Origin of the sequence: Leptospira kanakyensis, assembly GCF_004769235.1 — a bacterium.
GTDB classification, from domain to species: domain Bacteria; phylum Spirochaetota; class Leptospiria; order Leptospirales; family Leptospiraceae; genus Leptospira_A; species Leptospira_A kanakyensis.
This window is the reverse complement of the sequence record NZ_RQFG01000010.1, coordinates 327,700-342,095: the sequence shown is the minus strand read 5'-3', so window position 1 is coordinate 342,095 and position 14,396 is coordinate 327,700. Positions and strand designations below refer to the sequence as shown.

Annotated in this window: 11 protein-coding genes and 1 other annotated feature; of the genes, 9 read left to right on the top strand and 2 right to left on the bottom strand. The window is 38.4% G+C overall.

The genetic code is table 11. The annotated features are described in order from the left end of the window. Positions 1 to 434 precede the first annotated feature (434 nt). The 8 genes from EHQ16_RS09515 (at position 435) to EHQ16_RS09480 (ending at position 9,888) form a co-directional block, all read left to right on the top strand. On the top strand, positions 435 to 3,248 hold the full coding sequence (locus EHQ16_RS09515) for a type I restriction endonuclease subunit R (protein ID WP_135631755.1): 2,814 nt from the start codon (positions 435 to 437) through the stop codon (positions 3,246 to 3,248). Continuing rightward, positions 3,248 to 4,825, top strand: a complete 1,578-nt coding sequence (locus tag EHQ16_RS09510; RefSeq protein ID WP_135631754.1) for a type I restriction-modification system subunit M — start codon at positions 3,248 to 3,250, stop codon at positions 4,823 to 4,825. The genes EHQ16_RS09515 and EHQ16_RS09510 overlap by 1 nt, the downstream gene beginning before the upstream one ends. 271 nt (positions 4,826 to 5,096) lie before the next feature. Beyond that, positions 5,097 to 6,938: a restriction endonuclease subunit S gene (locus EHQ16_RS09505; RefSeq protein WP_135631753.1), complete on the top strand. Its 1,842-nt coding sequence runs from the start codon at positions 5,097 to 5,099 to the stop codon at positions 6,936 to 6,938. Between the two features lie 114 nt (positions 6,939 to 7,052). After that, positions 7,053 to 8,165, top strand: coding sequence for an AAA family ATPase (locus EHQ16_RS09500; protein WP_135631752.1), 1,113 nt, complete (start codon positions 7,053 to 7,055; stop codon positions 8,163 to 8,165). Then, positions 8,162 to 8,860 (top strand): DUF4276 family protein, encoded by a 699-nt coding sequence (locus tag EHQ16_RS09495; protein WP_135631751.1) that lies wholly within the window; start codon positions 8,162 to 8,164, stop codon positions 8,858 to 8,860. The genes EHQ16_RS09500 and EHQ16_RS09495 overlap by 4 nt, the downstream gene beginning before the upstream one ends. A gap of 92 nt (positions 8,861 to 8,952) precedes the next feature. Next, positions 8,953 to 9,339, top strand: a complete 387-nt coding sequence (locus EHQ16_RS09490) for a hypothetical protein (RefSeq protein ID WP_135631750.1) — start codon at positions 8,953 to 8,955, stop codon at positions 9,337 to 9,339. Beyond that, positions 9,336 to 9,554, top strand: a complete 219-nt coding sequence (locus EHQ16_RS09485; RefSeq protein WP_135631749.1) for a hypothetical protein — start codon at positions 9,336 to 9,338, stop codon at positions 9,552 to 9,554. Before EHQ16_RS09490 ends, EHQ16_RS09485 begins: the two co-directional genes overlap by 4 nt. After that, positions 9,538 to 9,888 carry a type II toxin-antitoxin system PemK/MazF family toxin gene (locus EHQ16_RS09480; protein ID WP_135631748.1) on the top strand — a complete coding sequence of 117 codons (351 nt, stop codon included), beginning with the start codon at positions 9,538 to 9,540 and terminating at the stop codon, positions 9,886 to 9,888. The genes EHQ16_RS09485 and EHQ16_RS09480 overlap by 17 nt, the downstream gene beginning before the upstream one ends. 187 nt (positions 9,889 to 10,075) lie before the next feature. Continuing rightward, positions 10,076 to 10,311 (top strand) — a sequence feature (23S ribosomal RNA rRNA prediction is too short). A gap of 258 nt (positions 10,312 to 10,569) precedes the next feature. On the opposite strand, the gene EHQ16_RS09475 is transcribed toward EHQ16_RS09480, so the two are convergent. Both EHQ16_RS09475 and EHQ16_RS09470 read right to left on the bottom strand, forming a co-directional pair. After that, entirely contained in the window at positions 10,570 to 10,902 is a 333-nt protein-coding gene (locus tag EHQ16_RS09475) for a hypothetical protein (protein ID WP_244242019.1), read from the bottom strand. A gap of 64 nt (positions 10,903 to 10,966) precedes the next feature. Beyond that, positions 10,967 to 13,486, bottom strand: coding sequence for an adenylate/guanylate cyclase domain-containing protein (locus tag EHQ16_RS09470; protein ID WP_135631746.1), 2,520 nt, complete (start codon positions 13,484 to 13,486; stop codon positions 10,967 to 10,969). A gap of 222 nt (positions 13,487 to 13,708) precedes the next feature. Here EHQ16_RS09470 and EHQ16_RS09465 point away from each other — a divergent pair, with 222 nt between their 5' ends. Further along, on the top strand, positions 13,709 to 14,377 hold the full coding sequence (locus tag EHQ16_RS09465; protein WP_135631745.1) for a DUF2461 domain-containing protein: 669 nt from the start codon (positions 13,709 to 13,711) through the stop codon (positions 14,375 to 14,377). The last annotated feature ends 19 nt before the right edge of the window (positions 14,378 to 14,396 follow it).

Sequence of the window (14,396 nt, the reverse complement as noted above, 5' to 3'; positions counted from 1 at the left end):
GGTGTAAGTTCAGTAATGGATTCAGCCAAGTGATACTAATCGCTCGATCGGCTTGACCATATTACAATATACACGATTGCGATCGTGTATATCATTGTTAGCGTTGTCTGTTTTACTTTGTTCTGTTTGGCGGTCTTCGCCGATGCACTTCGAAGCTAGAGCTCGTGGCTCACGCTTCGAGTGCCAGGCTCGCAGTCGCAGCATTGCTGCTTTTTGCTCCGCCGGCTTTCCCTCATCGGGGAGAAAGAACCTTTGTCGTATATAGTTGAAGAAGAGTAAGAGAAGAAGAAGCCTTACGTCGAAAGATGTGAGGCTTTTTTTATGTCCTTGGGGATATTTGGAAGTTAATCCGAGGCAGATCCTTTTACTAACATATAAAAATAATTGAATAAAGTTAGTTTTCCGATAGTATAACGCGAGGAAAACTATCCGAAATGTCCTCAGAAAAGGAAACTCGCAAACAAATCATAGACAAACGCTTGTTTGAAGCAGGCTGGAATGTTGATGATCATTCTCAAGTCTTATGTGAGTTTGAAATCGTTGTAGAGCCTATCAATCAATCTGAAAATCCAAATTCCGTCTATCATGGGTTACGTTTTAGCGATTATGTTCTATTGGCAAAAGATGGCAAACCCATTGCTGTAGTAGAAGCAAAGAAATCATCGGTTGATGCGGAGATCGGAAGAGAACAAGCAAAACAATACTGTTATCAGATTCAAAAATCCAAGGGAGGAGAACTTCCCTTTTGCCTTTATACAAATGGCCATGATATTTATTTTTGGGAAATCGAACATAGCCCCCCAAGGAAAGTGTATGGTTTTCCAACGCGTGATGATTTGGAACGGTATGCTTATTTAAGAAGGGCTAGGCGACCTCTTACTGGTGAATTCATTAATACTCGGATTGCAGGAAGAGACTTCCAGATCCAAGCAATCCGTTCTGTATTAGAAGCAGTAGATAAGAAAAAGAGAAAATTCCTCCTTGTGATGGCCACAGGAACAGGGAAAACAAGAACCTGTATTGCTCTTGTCGAAACCCTGATGAGGGCAGGTTGGGCGGAACGAGTTTTATTTTTGGTGGATCGTATTTCTTTAAGAGAACAGGCCTTGGATGCTTTTAAAGAATTTATTCCAAATGAACCAAGTTGGCCTCATTCTGGTGAAACAGAGATTGCGAAGGATCGTCGGGTTTATGTTTCTACGTATCCTACAATGCTGAATATCATTCGGGATGAGAATAATCCACTCTCTCCGCATTTTTTTGATTTGGTGGTCGTGGATGAAAGCCATCGCAGTATCTATAATACTTACCAAGAAATTTTGGATTATTTTAGTACGATGGTGCTTGGGCTTACTGCCACCCCCACCAATGTCATTGATCATAATACCTTTAAACTCTTCGAATGCGAGGATGGAGTTCCTACCTTTGCCTATTCTTATGAAGAGGCGGTGAATCATATTCCACCTTATCTGTGTTCGTTTCAAGTGATGAAAATCAAAACCAAGTTTCAAAGTGAAGGAATTAACAAACGAACCATTTCTTTGGAAGACCAAAAACAATTGATTTTGGATGGAAAGGAAATTGAAGAAATCAACTACGAAGGCACTGAATTAGAAAAAACAGTCACAAACCTTGGAACTAACACTCTCATTGTGAAACAATTTATGGATGAGTGCATTAAAGATCCCAATGGAGTGATCCCTGGGAAGAGTATTTTCTTTTGTGTGAATATCAAACATGCCCGTGCCATTGAATCTATTTTCAATACACTGTATCCTGAGTATAAAGGAGAACTGGCAAAGGTCATTGTATCGGAAGATCCGAGAGTGCATGGTAAAGGTGGACTTCTCGATCAATTTAAAAAACAAGATATGCCACGGATTGGGATTAGTGTGGATATGTTGGATACAGGGATTGACATTCGCGAACTTGTGAATTTGGTCTTCGCCAAACCAGTGTATTCCTATACAAAGTTTTGGCAGATGATCGGTCGAGGGACTCGGCTACTTGATTCCGAAAAGACGATTCCTTGGTGTTTGCAAAAAGACCAATTTCTTGTCCTAGATTGTTGGGATAATTTTGAATACTTTAAGTTGAATCCAAAGGGAAAAGAGCTAAAAAATCAAATTCCGATTCCTGTGAAATTGTTTGGGCTTCGAGTGGATAAATTGGAAAAGGCAATGGAGCTTGGTGAAGCAAGTATTATTTCCAATGAAATCGATAAACTAAAACTACAGATCGAAACCTTACCAGAAAATTCCATTGTGATTAAAGATGCAAAGTCCGATTTAGAACGGACAAAAGATCCGAATTTTTGGAATTCCTTTTCGGGAGGTGCGGGAAAGGAATCGATTCGAATTTTACGAGAAGTGATCAAACCACTCTTTCGCACTGTATCCAATGTTGATTTCAAAGCCATGCGATTCGAAAGGGATGTGCTTGAAGTTTCCATTGCCAAGTTAGACGAGGATGTCGAAAAATTTGAAACCTTAAAAATGGGTGTGATAGAAACCATCTCAGAACTTCCCTTGTCCGTAAATACGGTGGCTTTGGAAGAGGAATTGATTCGCAAAGCGCAGACCAATGCCTATTGGGCCAAAGCATCCGAAAGTGACTTTGACAATTTGGTCGCTCGACTTTCTCCTCTATTAAAATTTATAGAAGCTAGCGGAGAGACGCGAGCGTTCGCCAAGTTTGATTTGCGAGATGTTGTGGTAGAAAAAGAATATGTGGAATTTGGCCCGCAACACGAATCGGTGAGTATCACTCGTTATAAAGAACTTGTAGAAGAAAAGATCAAAGAGCTCACATCATCGAATCCCATCTTACAAAAACTCCAATCGGGAAATGTGCTTTCGGAATCGGAAGTTCATTCGCTTGCCGAAGAACTGCATGAAGAACATCCTAACATCACAGTAGATCTTTTGCGCCGGGTGTACCAAAACAGAAAGGCAAAACTTGTTCAATTTTTGAAACATATCCTTGGCATTGAGAGGCTTCCCAGTTTTCCTGAAATCGTGACCCAATCCTTTGCACATTTTACCCAGGAACATAGTTATTTATCTGCAAGACAGATGCAGTTTTTGGATCTTTTGAAACACTTTATTTTGGAACGGGAAACACTCACCAAAAAAGATTTGATCCAAGCTCCGTTTACGCAGATCCATCCCGATGGGATTCGAGGAGTTTTTACTCCGAAAGAAATCGATGAAATATTAATATTAACAGATAAGGTACTCGCCGCATAATGGTCTCTTTTAATTCCACTCTCAAAGCACAAATCGACAAACTATGGAATCTATTTTGGAGTGGTGGGATTTCCAATCCACTCACTGCCATTGAACAAATTACCTATCTGATCTTTATGAAACAGATTGATGATTTGGACACCAAACGGATGCGAGACGCTGAATTTACAGGCGAAAAATTTGTCTCTCGGTTTCAGGGTAAGTATAAGGTTCCTGGGAGTAGTGATGCAATCGCAAAATCAGAGTTACGCTGGAGTGAATTCAAACACAAACCCGCCGAAGAGATGTTACTCCATGTCCAAACCAAAGTGTTTCCTTTTTTAAAGGAACTGGATGGCGGCTCACCTTTTACAAAGTCAATGGCCAATGCTGTTTTTATTATGCCAAAACCTTCCCTTCTTGTGGAAGCGATTGGGATCATTGAAAAAATCTTTGAAGAGATTGAAAGAGATGCCACGGAGGGTGGTCATGCCTTCCAAGACATCCAAGGGGATGTGTATGAAATGCTCCTCAGTGAAATTGCCACTTCGGGTAAAAACGGACAATTTCGCACACCGAGGCATATCATCAAACTGATGGCGGAACTTGTAAGCCCACAACTCGGACAAAGAGTTGCTGATCCTGCTTGCGGAACTGGTGGGTTTTTGTTAGGCGCTTATCAGTACATTTTGACCGACCTTGCTAAAAAGAATCACAAATCCAAAACGGCTAAGGTTACTGAAGTGGATGAAGATGGGTTTGAAAGGGCAGTGATCAGTTCGGGGCTAACCGAAAAAGCCAAAGCCATTTTGGAATCTAGTTTTTATGGATTTGATATTGATACGACTATGGTGCGCCTTGGGCTGATGAACCTGATGATGCATGGCATTGACCAACCGCATATTGATTATAAGGACACACTCAGTAAATCTTATAATGAAGATAGCCAGTTTGATGTGGTGCTTGCCAATCCTCCCTTTACAGGCAATATCGATAAGGGAGATATCAATGAAGGTTTTAACCTCCCCACAACCAAAACCGAACTCTTGTTTATCGAACGAATTTTTCGGATGTTAAAGATTGGAGGCACATCGGCAGTGATTGTGCCTCAAGGGGTTCTTTTTGGAAGCGGTAAGGCATTTGTTGAGGCTCGTAAAATCCTTGTCGAACAATCGGAATTGAAAGCTGTCATCACCATGCCGAGTGGTGTTTTTAAGCCTTATGCTGGGGTGAGTACCGCCATCCTTCTTTTTACGAAAGGGGGAACCACCGAACAAGTATGGTTTTATGATATGGTAGCCGACGGGTATACTCTCGATGACAAACGCACCAAAATCGATACCTCTGACCTTCCCGACATCGTCACCCAATTCCAATCGCGCGACCCCAAAAAACCAAACGACCGCAAGGCGAAGTATTTTTTTGTTCCCAAGTCCGAGATCGTAGCCGAAGGTTACGACCTTTCTATGAGTAAATTCAAAGAAGATGTCTTCGAAGAAGTGAGTTATGAATCACCAAAAGTGATTTTGGAAAAACTAAAAGGTTTGGAAGAAGAGATTAGGAAGGAATTGGAAGAGCTTGCGGGGATGATGCGGTGATGCTTCGATACGAATCCTACGGATTCTACTCAGCATCCCCATTATATCGAAACAAGTCCCGGACGCTGAGTGGCGAAGCGTATCGAAGCAACCGGTTTGGAGTTGAAAGAGTGTGGAAGACTTTTTCTCTTCCCCTTTATAATTTGAAATTCCGAAATTTAAAGAAAAGTGAAGAACCTATTTTTAAAAGCGAAGGAATCAACCAAGAGATTTGTAAGGGATTTCAAACACTTGTATTTATCAACTTCATTAACAGAGCGGGTATGAGAACTTGAATTTTATTCCAATAACCGATGTTTGTGATTTTCAAGGCGGCACACAACCTCCCAAAGAAGAATGGGATAGCCAGCTTAAGCCAGGATATGTGCGGATGCTGCAAATTCGTGATTTTACTCAGAAAAAACTTGAGCATATCGAATATGTAAAAATTTCTAATAAAATTAAAACTTGTGAAGCAGATGATATTCTAATTGGAAGATACGGTGCTTCTATTGGAAAAATTTTAACAGGACTTCCCGGTGCTTATAATGTTGCAATTGTTAAAACTACACCAGATGAGAAGAAATTAAATAAATCATATTTATACTATATTCTAAAAGATTCAAAATTTCAGTCTTTTATTGGAAATATTGGAGGTCGAGCTGCCCAGGCTGGATTCAATAAAGAAGACTTAAAAAACTTCCAAATCCCCCTCCCTCCCCTGCCAGAACAAATCCATATTGCGAACGTTTTGTCTGGGGCCGAGGCACTCATCGCCAAACGAAAAGAGAGTTTGGCGTTGTTAGATGCGTATTTGAAGAGTGTGTTTTTGGAGATGTTTGGGGATCCGGTGCGAAATGAGAAGGGGTGGGGGGTGAAGCAGTTTTCTGAAATTGTTGCACCAGATTGTCCCTTAACGTATGGAATTGTACAGCCCGGTGAAGAATTCAAAGATGGGGTTATTATAGTAAGACCCGTTGATTTAACATCCGATATCATTCACATTGATGGATTAAAACGAATTGATCCAAAGATTGAAAGGAAATATATTCGAACAAGACTCAAAGGTGGAGAACTACTAATGTGTGTTCGTGGGACAACGGGAATTGTTTCGATTGCAGGTATTGATTTGAAAGGTGCAAATGTAACTCGTGGAATAACTCCAATTTGGTTTAATGATAGTTTTAATAATTGGTTTGCAATGGCTCAAATTAAATCACAATCAATGCAGAAAAAAATTCAAGAAAAGACATATGGTATAGCTCTAAAACAGATAAATTTAAGGGATGTAAGAATAATTGAGTTTATCGCTCCTCCCTTAACTCTCCAAAACCAATTTGCGGCGGTGGTCGAAAAGGTGGAGGCATTGAAAGAGACGTACCAAAAGAGTTTGGTGGAATTGGAACACTTGTATGGGAGTTTGAGCCAGAGGGCGTTTCGGGGGGAGCTGGGGGGAGAAACACAACATGCTGCTGCTAAAAATCCAAAAGCTGAGAAAGAACCGGCTATTAAGAACAAAACTTCTATCACTGAAGCAAGTGATTCTTTGCCATCATCAAACATAATTGAATTTAAACCTACCAATGTAGATTATTATAAAAGGACTGTCCTCGCTGCTGAGATCGTTTGGCAGTTGCATAAAGAAGCAACACTTGGGCATTTGAAATTACAGAAATTGATGTATCTGTGTATCAAGTCAGCGGATATGCAGTTGCCCGTTAATTTTTTAAAGCAGGCAATGGGACCGTTTGATCCTAGTTTGATGAGATCCATCGATAAACAGTTGAAGGATAAAAAATGGTTCCAATACGAACCAACCCAAGCTCTCAAATATAGAAAACTTGAGAAGGCTGGGGAACACCAAAAAGACTTTATAAAGTATTATGGAAATCAAAAAGATCAGATTCACTATCTCATCACGAAGTTTAAAACTACAAGTTCTGATAAGGTTGAGATTGTGGCTACTTTGTATGCTTGTTACGAAAACATACTGAATCAAAAAGAGACCTTTTCTGAGATTCTCCTCTTTCAAAGATTTTATGAGTGGTCGGAACATAAAAAGGAATTTGATGAGTTGGAAGTGAAAAAGGTTTTTAATCGTATGAAAGAAGTTGGAGTCGTTCCAAAGGGGTAGGGGGTGGATTAAATGAGATTTCGGTAAGAAATATGAACAAAACGAAACAAAATTAGTTTTGTTTTCAAAAATCATTCGATTATATTGTAAAATCAGAACCTATCCAGCTGACCAATGAAAAGACACGAAATTGACTATATTACAGTTCGAGGTTTTAAGAGTATTTCCTCCATTGAAAAACTTGAACTAGGGCCGATCAATGTCATCATAGGAGCCAATGGCTCCGGTAAGTCTAATTTTTTAGGTGTTTTTTCCTTTCTTCATGCAATTCGTGAAGGTCGTTTGAATTCATACATCCGAGAGGCGGGTGGCGCTGAGAATGTATTACATTTTGGCTCTAAAGTAACAAAAGAAATCATAATAGAGCTTTCCTTTGAGAATCAACTAAATCAATATGAAATTGCTTTAAGACCTGATTCGGAAGACAATTTATATCCCGATCGAGAGATTACAAAGTTTTGGGATAAAGGTAAACATCCTAAACCATATGAAACGTTTTTACCAGCAAGGAATGGCGGAACAGAAGCAGGGATCAGTAATCCGAAAGCCGAACGTATCGCAGATTGGATAAGAACGCGCTTAGGCCGATGGAGATTGTATCATTTTCACGATACTAGTACTTCTTCTCCTTTAAGGAAAACCGCACAGTTACATGACAATCAATTCTTAAGATACGATGGATCCAACTTACCCTCATTTCTATATTTATTAAAAGAAAAATACTCTGATTCTTATCTAATGATTCGTAAAACGATTCGATTGGCGATTCCATTTTTTGAAGATTTTAATTTGGTTGCTGATCCATTGAGTCTTGAACACATTCGTTTGGCTTGGGTTCATAAAGACTCCGATAAGTATTTTGGAGCATCCGCACTATCAGATGGATCTATACGTTTTATCGCCTTAACTGTGTTATTTTTGCAACCAGAAGAATTTCGGCCATCTATTATCATGGTCGACGAACCGGAGCTGGGACTCCATCCTTCTGCCATTACCATATTAGCATCATTGATAAAACAAGCAGCACATGAAACGCAAGTGATTGTATCTACACAATCGGCTTTGTTACTGGATCATTTTCAACCAGAAGATATACTTGTTGCTGATCGAGAAAATGAAAATACAGCTTTTCATCGTTTAGATCCTGATGATTTAGATAAATGGATGGATGAGTTCAGCCTAGGTCAACTCTGGGAAAAAAATCATTTTGGCGGTAGACCAAAGTGATTCGACTTCTTATCAATGTAGAAGGTCAAACAGAAGAAACATTTGTAAATGAAGTCCTTTCAGGGCACTTGTATAAAAAGGGATATGGAAAAGTTAGTGCTAGAATCTTTGGTAACGCAAGGCAAAGGAATAGACGGGGTGGTGTTGGCTCATGGCAATCTATCAGCGAAGAGTTTATCCGTCAGCTATCTCAAGATGAACAAATATATGTTACAACTATGGTTGATTTTTACGGAATGCCCGCGATAGGAAATCAATCATGGCCAGGTAGAGAAGAGGCAAAGAGAATCCCTTCCTCTATAGACAAAGCGAGACATGTTGAAAAATCAATGCATGGTGATATAGTCCAAAGAATGGGTGCTGAATTTAATTCAAAAAGATTCGTTCCTTTTACTTTGATTCATGAGTTTGAATCCCTTTTATTTAGCGATTGTGATGTCTTTCTGGATTCAATCAACAATAGAGAATTTGTTTCTCAATTTAAATCTATACGAAATGGGTTTGCAACTCCAGAAGATATAAACGATTCACCGGAAACCGCTCCTTCAAAAAGAATCTTATCTATTATGAAAGACTATGAAAAACCAATAATGGGAAATATAGGAATTTTAGGAATTGGATTGGATAAGATCAGAAGCGAGTGCCCACATTTTAATGAATGGGTAACTAAGCTGGAAAGTTTAGCAACAAAATAAAACTCATAAGTTTCACTGAAATTATTTGGACAGGCATTTTTTGAGTGCAATTTTGACACTTTCCTACCTGTAATGGAATGGGATTAGCATCGATGCCAAAAGACGAAGAAATAGATTGGAATGGACTTGTTACATTTGGGAGCCTCATCGGAAATCTCATTCAAGCTTCGAAACAGCAGCAAACCCAAGGTCAGTTGGAAAGGTCAAAAAAGGATATCGAAGCACTTTTACAAGATAGAGAACAGCTGATCCGAAGTCTTAATAGCTTTCAAAAGGCAATTGAGAGTTTTAGAATCAAAACGGCTAACCTTGAAAATATAAATCATCAGTTAATCGCTCAGAATAAAACTCAATCGTATGAGATAGAAAATCAAAAGTTAAAAATTGAATCATTGGAAAAAGAAAAAGAATTAATTCTGAAATCTTTGACTCTAGAAATTGAAACTCTGAAAAAACAACTCGAGGAGGTTCAAAAATGATCCCAACTTCATTAGAACAAAAATCGAATGAAATCATCGATGATTTTCATGCATTCAATGATTTGTTCTTTAATAAAATAGAATTTCCATATGTTGAAAAAGACGAGATTCCATTTATTCCTGTTATGTTAAATGATTCATATTCGGAGGAAGAGCCTGAGTATACCACGAAGGATATAATTTGGAAAAATCCAAAGTATGATCCATCCAGGTAAAATTTGTTTGGCGGAACTTCCACAAGTGGATGGAAGGAAGAAAAAGAGACCAGTATTAATATTATCTAAATTGCCTGACCGAGACCATTGGTTTGTATGCGGTGTATCTCGTAAAACTTATGATTTGGTTTTTGGCTTTGATGAAATTATAAGTTCTGAGATGGAGTTTTGTGATCGGACAGGACTAAAGACATCTTCATCCATCAAATTTGGGTTTGTCTCTTACTTAGAGGAAGGTAGAATCGAAGGGATCCTTGGAGAGTTGCCGAAAGAAGTATACGATTTGTTAATTAAAAGGTTTTTGGATCATCTTTCCCAAAATTTAAATCTGTAGTCTATTGTAATTTACTCAGTATAAAATTCCCGCGTTAGGGATCGACCGAGCGCCCTCGTCGAGGGAGAGCCCGACCATTAAACTTTCAATCAATGATATAGAAATCCCATCGGGAACGCCCTTATCTTTAAAATCAAGTCAGAGGACTGGGTTGGTCGAACCATTCGCAGCGACCCATAGGGAGCGAGAATGCGAGTTTGGCGGCCCAGCGTCTGACCCGAAGGGACACTGTGCATCTGTTGCCACACCAGTGGCATGGCTCCTGTGTTCGGTCGGGATAACCGCTGAAAGCATATAAGTGGGAAGCCCACCTGAAGATAAGATCGCACCTGTTGTAGTCCAGGCAGACGACTTGGTTGATAGGTCACAGGTATAAGTTCAGTCGCGAAGCGCTGGATCAGCCAAGTGATACGAATCGCCAGAGCTTGACCATATTACAATTTGCATGTGCTTAACATGCAAATCTAGACAATAGCATTGTTTGCTTATTTACATGTCGTATACAAATGTTGGGAGAAGCCTTTGGTCGAAAGATCGGAGGCTTTTTTTATGTCTGGGGAATGATTTAGAAATTCCATTAGTAACCCAAGTCAGAATGCTTTTCTGATGGAAGCGGAGCAAGGAATGCGGTGTTTGCGAATCTTGGCTAGGATGTCCGCGTGAGCAGGAAAAATCCCCCACCTACAAAATCTTTATCCCATACCTGCGAAATACCTCTACCATTTCCAAAAAGACTCCTGCAGATTGTTGTTTCAAAATCTTTAACAATAGAAGAAGGGCTCGTTCATGGCTTGTCACTTCTTTGTAAGCAATGTAAAATGCGATCAAATCGATTGGATTTATTTGGTTTGGATTGGTAGGTCTTTTCGTTTTCCATTCCTTTCCAAAGGTAGATCGATGCAAACGGAATCGTTCCTTAAGGAAATAAAATAAAAAAGGAATTACTTCTTTGGCACAGAGAGATTTCCAAATTGTATGGAGTGTTTGCCATTGGATTCGGTTGAAAAATGGCATTTTAGATTTTAGAAAAGGCATAGTTTTTGTTTGGTTGAATTATGTTTGGAAGTGATCCAGAAACTTAAGTGATACTTTCTGGTTCTAATTTTGATTTTAAAACAATTTTACTGCCTTGTTTGACTTTTTGATAAATCGACCAAAACAGTTCGTTGGGAACAAGTCCATCTTTGGAAAACTTAGATTTGATCTGTTTCAAAAGATACATATCATGTTTCTCTCCATTTTTATCGACGATCTTACCTCTGTGATCACAATGGAATAAAAACCGAACTTTGTCGTACGTAGATTGTGAGATATTGATTTCGCCAACAATTCCGGAACTTTCCATTCGGGATGCGGTGTTGACACTACTCCCCCAAATGTCATAGGCAAATTTAAATCGTCCCACAACACCAGCAATCACGGAACCGGTATGAATTCCAATTCTAAGTTCCCAATAAGGAAGGTCTAACTGGGATTTGATATCTTTCATTTGGTCCATAAAGGATCTGATTTCAAGTGCCGCCAAACAAGCATCAATTGGGTGTGTGTAGTTTGGGTCTGGTAAACCACCAGCACACATATAAGAGTCACCAATCGTTTTGAGTTTTTCCAATTGGTTTCTAAAAATGATTTCATCAAATTGCGTAAAACATGCATCGAGTTCTGTGATGAGTTCGTTTGATTCCATGTTTTGGGCAACTTCTGTGAAACCACGAAAATCAGTAAAAAGGATGGTTGCCTCTTCAAAGGATTTTGGTTCACAATACCCATTGACTTTGATTTCTTCTGCGACTGATTTAGGAAGAATGTTTAATAATAGTTTTTCTGATTCTTCGCCGGCAAGTTCCGCTTCCTTTTTGGCTTTTTCCAAAAGGATATAACTTCTATCTAATTCTTCTGCTAAGGGACGTGCAAAAACATAAACAAGTAAATAGTTAAATAAAACAAGTGGTAGCGTAACTAGAGTTATATGGAATAGACTTTCACCGAATGCTAATTTTTCTAAAAACTTTGGCATTTGGAGTAAACTGGCAAATAAAATGGAAAAAATACCCAAATTGGCAAGTTTTTGGCTGAATCGAATGGTTCTTCCTGGTAATGAAAATGCACCCAACTTTAAAACAGCAAATCCGAGTAAGGTGGTGGGTATAAATAGATAATCAGAAATGGGAGGGATATTGAATCCATGTGATGGAAAAAATGCGGTTAATAAAAATACTCCTGAAAGTAAAACAGAACCTAAAGCAACAATGGATTCGTTCGGTAATTTTTTCCAACGTTTGCGAATCTCTCTGCCCACAATGACAAAGGCAAAAAAACCAGCAACACCTAGTAGATAAGGAACGAAAGAACCTTTGTGGATGATTCCATAATCATAACGGTAGTAACCATTATGTAAAAAAGGAGTGATGGATAAAAATGAACATAGAACGGATAACAAATCGACAACAAGTAGTGATTTAGGTCTTTCGCTGCCAATTGCCTTGATCACAAATCGAGATAAGATACTCGGAGCAAGAGAAAATATTAGAAAACTAACCTGGGATATACGAAGTAAAATTAGATAATTGAGTTCCAGTTTCGTAGGAATGGATTGTAAATTATAAAATGCAGTGATGATCAAAGAAAAAGCACATAACTGGTTGATCTTTGCTTGTGGGTTACTTCCTGCCACGATGATGGCCATAAAAATGGCAACAAAAAAGGATATAGTCGGAGGAAGGGCATGAGGAAACCAATTGTCATTTAAATAGGCGCTGTGGCTAAGGCCTAAAGCAACTGTTCCACTGAGCACGATGAGAGAAAAAGAAACCACACCAAACAAAATATAAAATAGTCCATTCCGATCAAAGAGCAGTTCGTTTACATCTAGGAAATCGGAGCGAAAAATACCGTAAGCAATTAAGATGAGTGGAATGAAGATAAAAAAGGATCCAGGGTACACATTGTATCCTAGCAAAACTGGTGCATTCGAAATTGTCATGAGAAACAAAACATTATAACCAATGAAAAGTGATTTATGGATTCGTTTTAATAAAATTTTCCATTGGAAGGTAAAAAATGGCAATACCAGAACAAAGTAACCAACGAGAGGGATGATTCCAAAAGGTTTTATGTAATTTGTAGCTTTTGGGTATTTACCAAATTGGTAATCAAACCATTCATTATGAAAACCCAATCCTTGCAAAAGTCCCACATACCCAAAGGCGACACTTACCCAACAAAGATAGGTATAATACAAAAATATCTTTTTTCTAGAGAGCGCATAACAAATGTAAAAATTCGAAGGTAAAATGAGGATGATGAATAGATAAAGCCAATTGTTTAGAACCAGTAGAAGTTCACGATCCAAAATCCAAGCTCTGAGAGAGAGAACGAGCCCAAGAATTCCGTATCCGAAAAAGGAAATGGCAACATTGAGAGATAAAATTCGATCTTCACCTTTTGTGTGAAAAATCCTACGAAAACTAAAGGCGCTTAAAAAAAATCCAACTACTAGAGATATAATTCCAGGGATTCCGTATGGAAGTTGTAACCAAAAATATGTCCACGCATCTCCAACTGCATCAATGTTAGGTAATTGGTATGTATATTCCATCTACGGATCATCTTTTTACAGGATTGAGACTTTCGTAAAGAAATAAATGACAAATATGGGCAATCTTCGGCTTTTGTCGGCGAAAATATAACTAAGGATATATACGCATTCTTGTTTTTCACTACCTCCCAAACGAAGATCATTTAGATTTCCAACGTAACGCACGCTAACGAGTTGTTTCAAAATTGACGAGAGGATGGTCAAATAGGAAATTCATCAGTAATGAAAATTGGCAAAAATATTTTACAATTCCTTTCTGAATTAAAAATAAATAACAATCGAAACTGGTTTTTAGAAAACAAAGTTAGGTTTCAGGAAATTCAAAATGAGTTGATCATGCTCACTGGTTCTTTATTAGGTGAAATAGAAAAGTTTGATAAAACTCTTAAAGGAGTCGATCCTAAATCTTGTATTTTTAGAATCTATAAGGATGTTCGTTTTTCTAAAGATAAAAGTCCCTATAAAACTCATTTCGGGATTTTTATGCGAGGAGGAAATCGAAAGATTGATGGAACTGGATATTATTTACATATAGAACCTGATGGATCTTTACTCGGTGGCGGTTGTTACCAACCGGAACCCAAGGCCTTACAACAAATTAGAGAAAGGATTTTGGTCAATACAAAATCATTTCGAAAAATTATAGAGAATCAAAAATTTGTTCAAAATTTTGGAACCACCTTTTATGCGGAAAAGTTAAAAACAGCTCCTAAAGGTTTTGCCAAAGACCATCCAGCAATTGAGTTTTTGAAATACAAAGGATTTGCTGTGGGAAAAAAGATAAAAAATTCTGATTTAACATCCAATCATTTTATGGATGATGCGATCCAGAGTTTTCGAACCATTTACCCTCTGAATCAATTTCTAGAAGAAACTATGGCAAAAAAATAATATAAAATGGTTATAGATT

Coding starts and splice junctions, on each gene's coding strand:
- EHQ16_RS09490 (WP_135631750.1), top strand. CDS start 8,953: ATGCCAAAAGACGAAGAAATAGATTGGAATGGACTTGTTACATTTGGG.
- EHQ16_RS09500 (WP_135631752.1), top strand. CDS start 7,053: ATGAAAAGACACGAAATTGACTATATTACAGTTCGAGGTTTTAAGAGT.
- EHQ16_RS09510 (WP_135631754.1), top strand. CDS start 3,248: ATGGTCTCTTTTAATTCCACTCTCAAAGCACAAATCGACAAACTATGG.
- EHQ16_RS09515 (WP_135631755.1), top strand. CDS start 435: ATGTCCTCAGAAAAGGAAACTCGCAAACAAATCATAGACAAACGCTTG.
- EHQ16_RS09485 (WP_135631749.1), top strand. CDS start 9,336: ATGATCCCAACTTCATTAGAACAAAAATCGAATGAAATCATCGATGAT.
- EHQ16_RS09475 (WP_244242019.1), bottom strand. CDS start 10,902: ATGCCATTTTTCAACCGAATCCAATGGCAAACACTCCATACAATTTGG.
- EHQ16_RS09480 (WP_135631748.1), top strand. CDS start 9,538: ATGATCCATCCAGGTAAAATTTGTTTGGCGGAACTTCCACAAGTGGAT.
- EHQ16_RS09465 (WP_135631745.1), top strand. CDS start 13,709: ATGAAAATTGGCAAAAATATTTTACAATTCCTTTCTGAATTAAAAATA.
- EHQ16_RS09470 (WP_135631746.1), bottom strand. CDS start 13,486: ATGGAATATACATACCAATTACCTAACATTGATGCAGTTGGAGATGCG.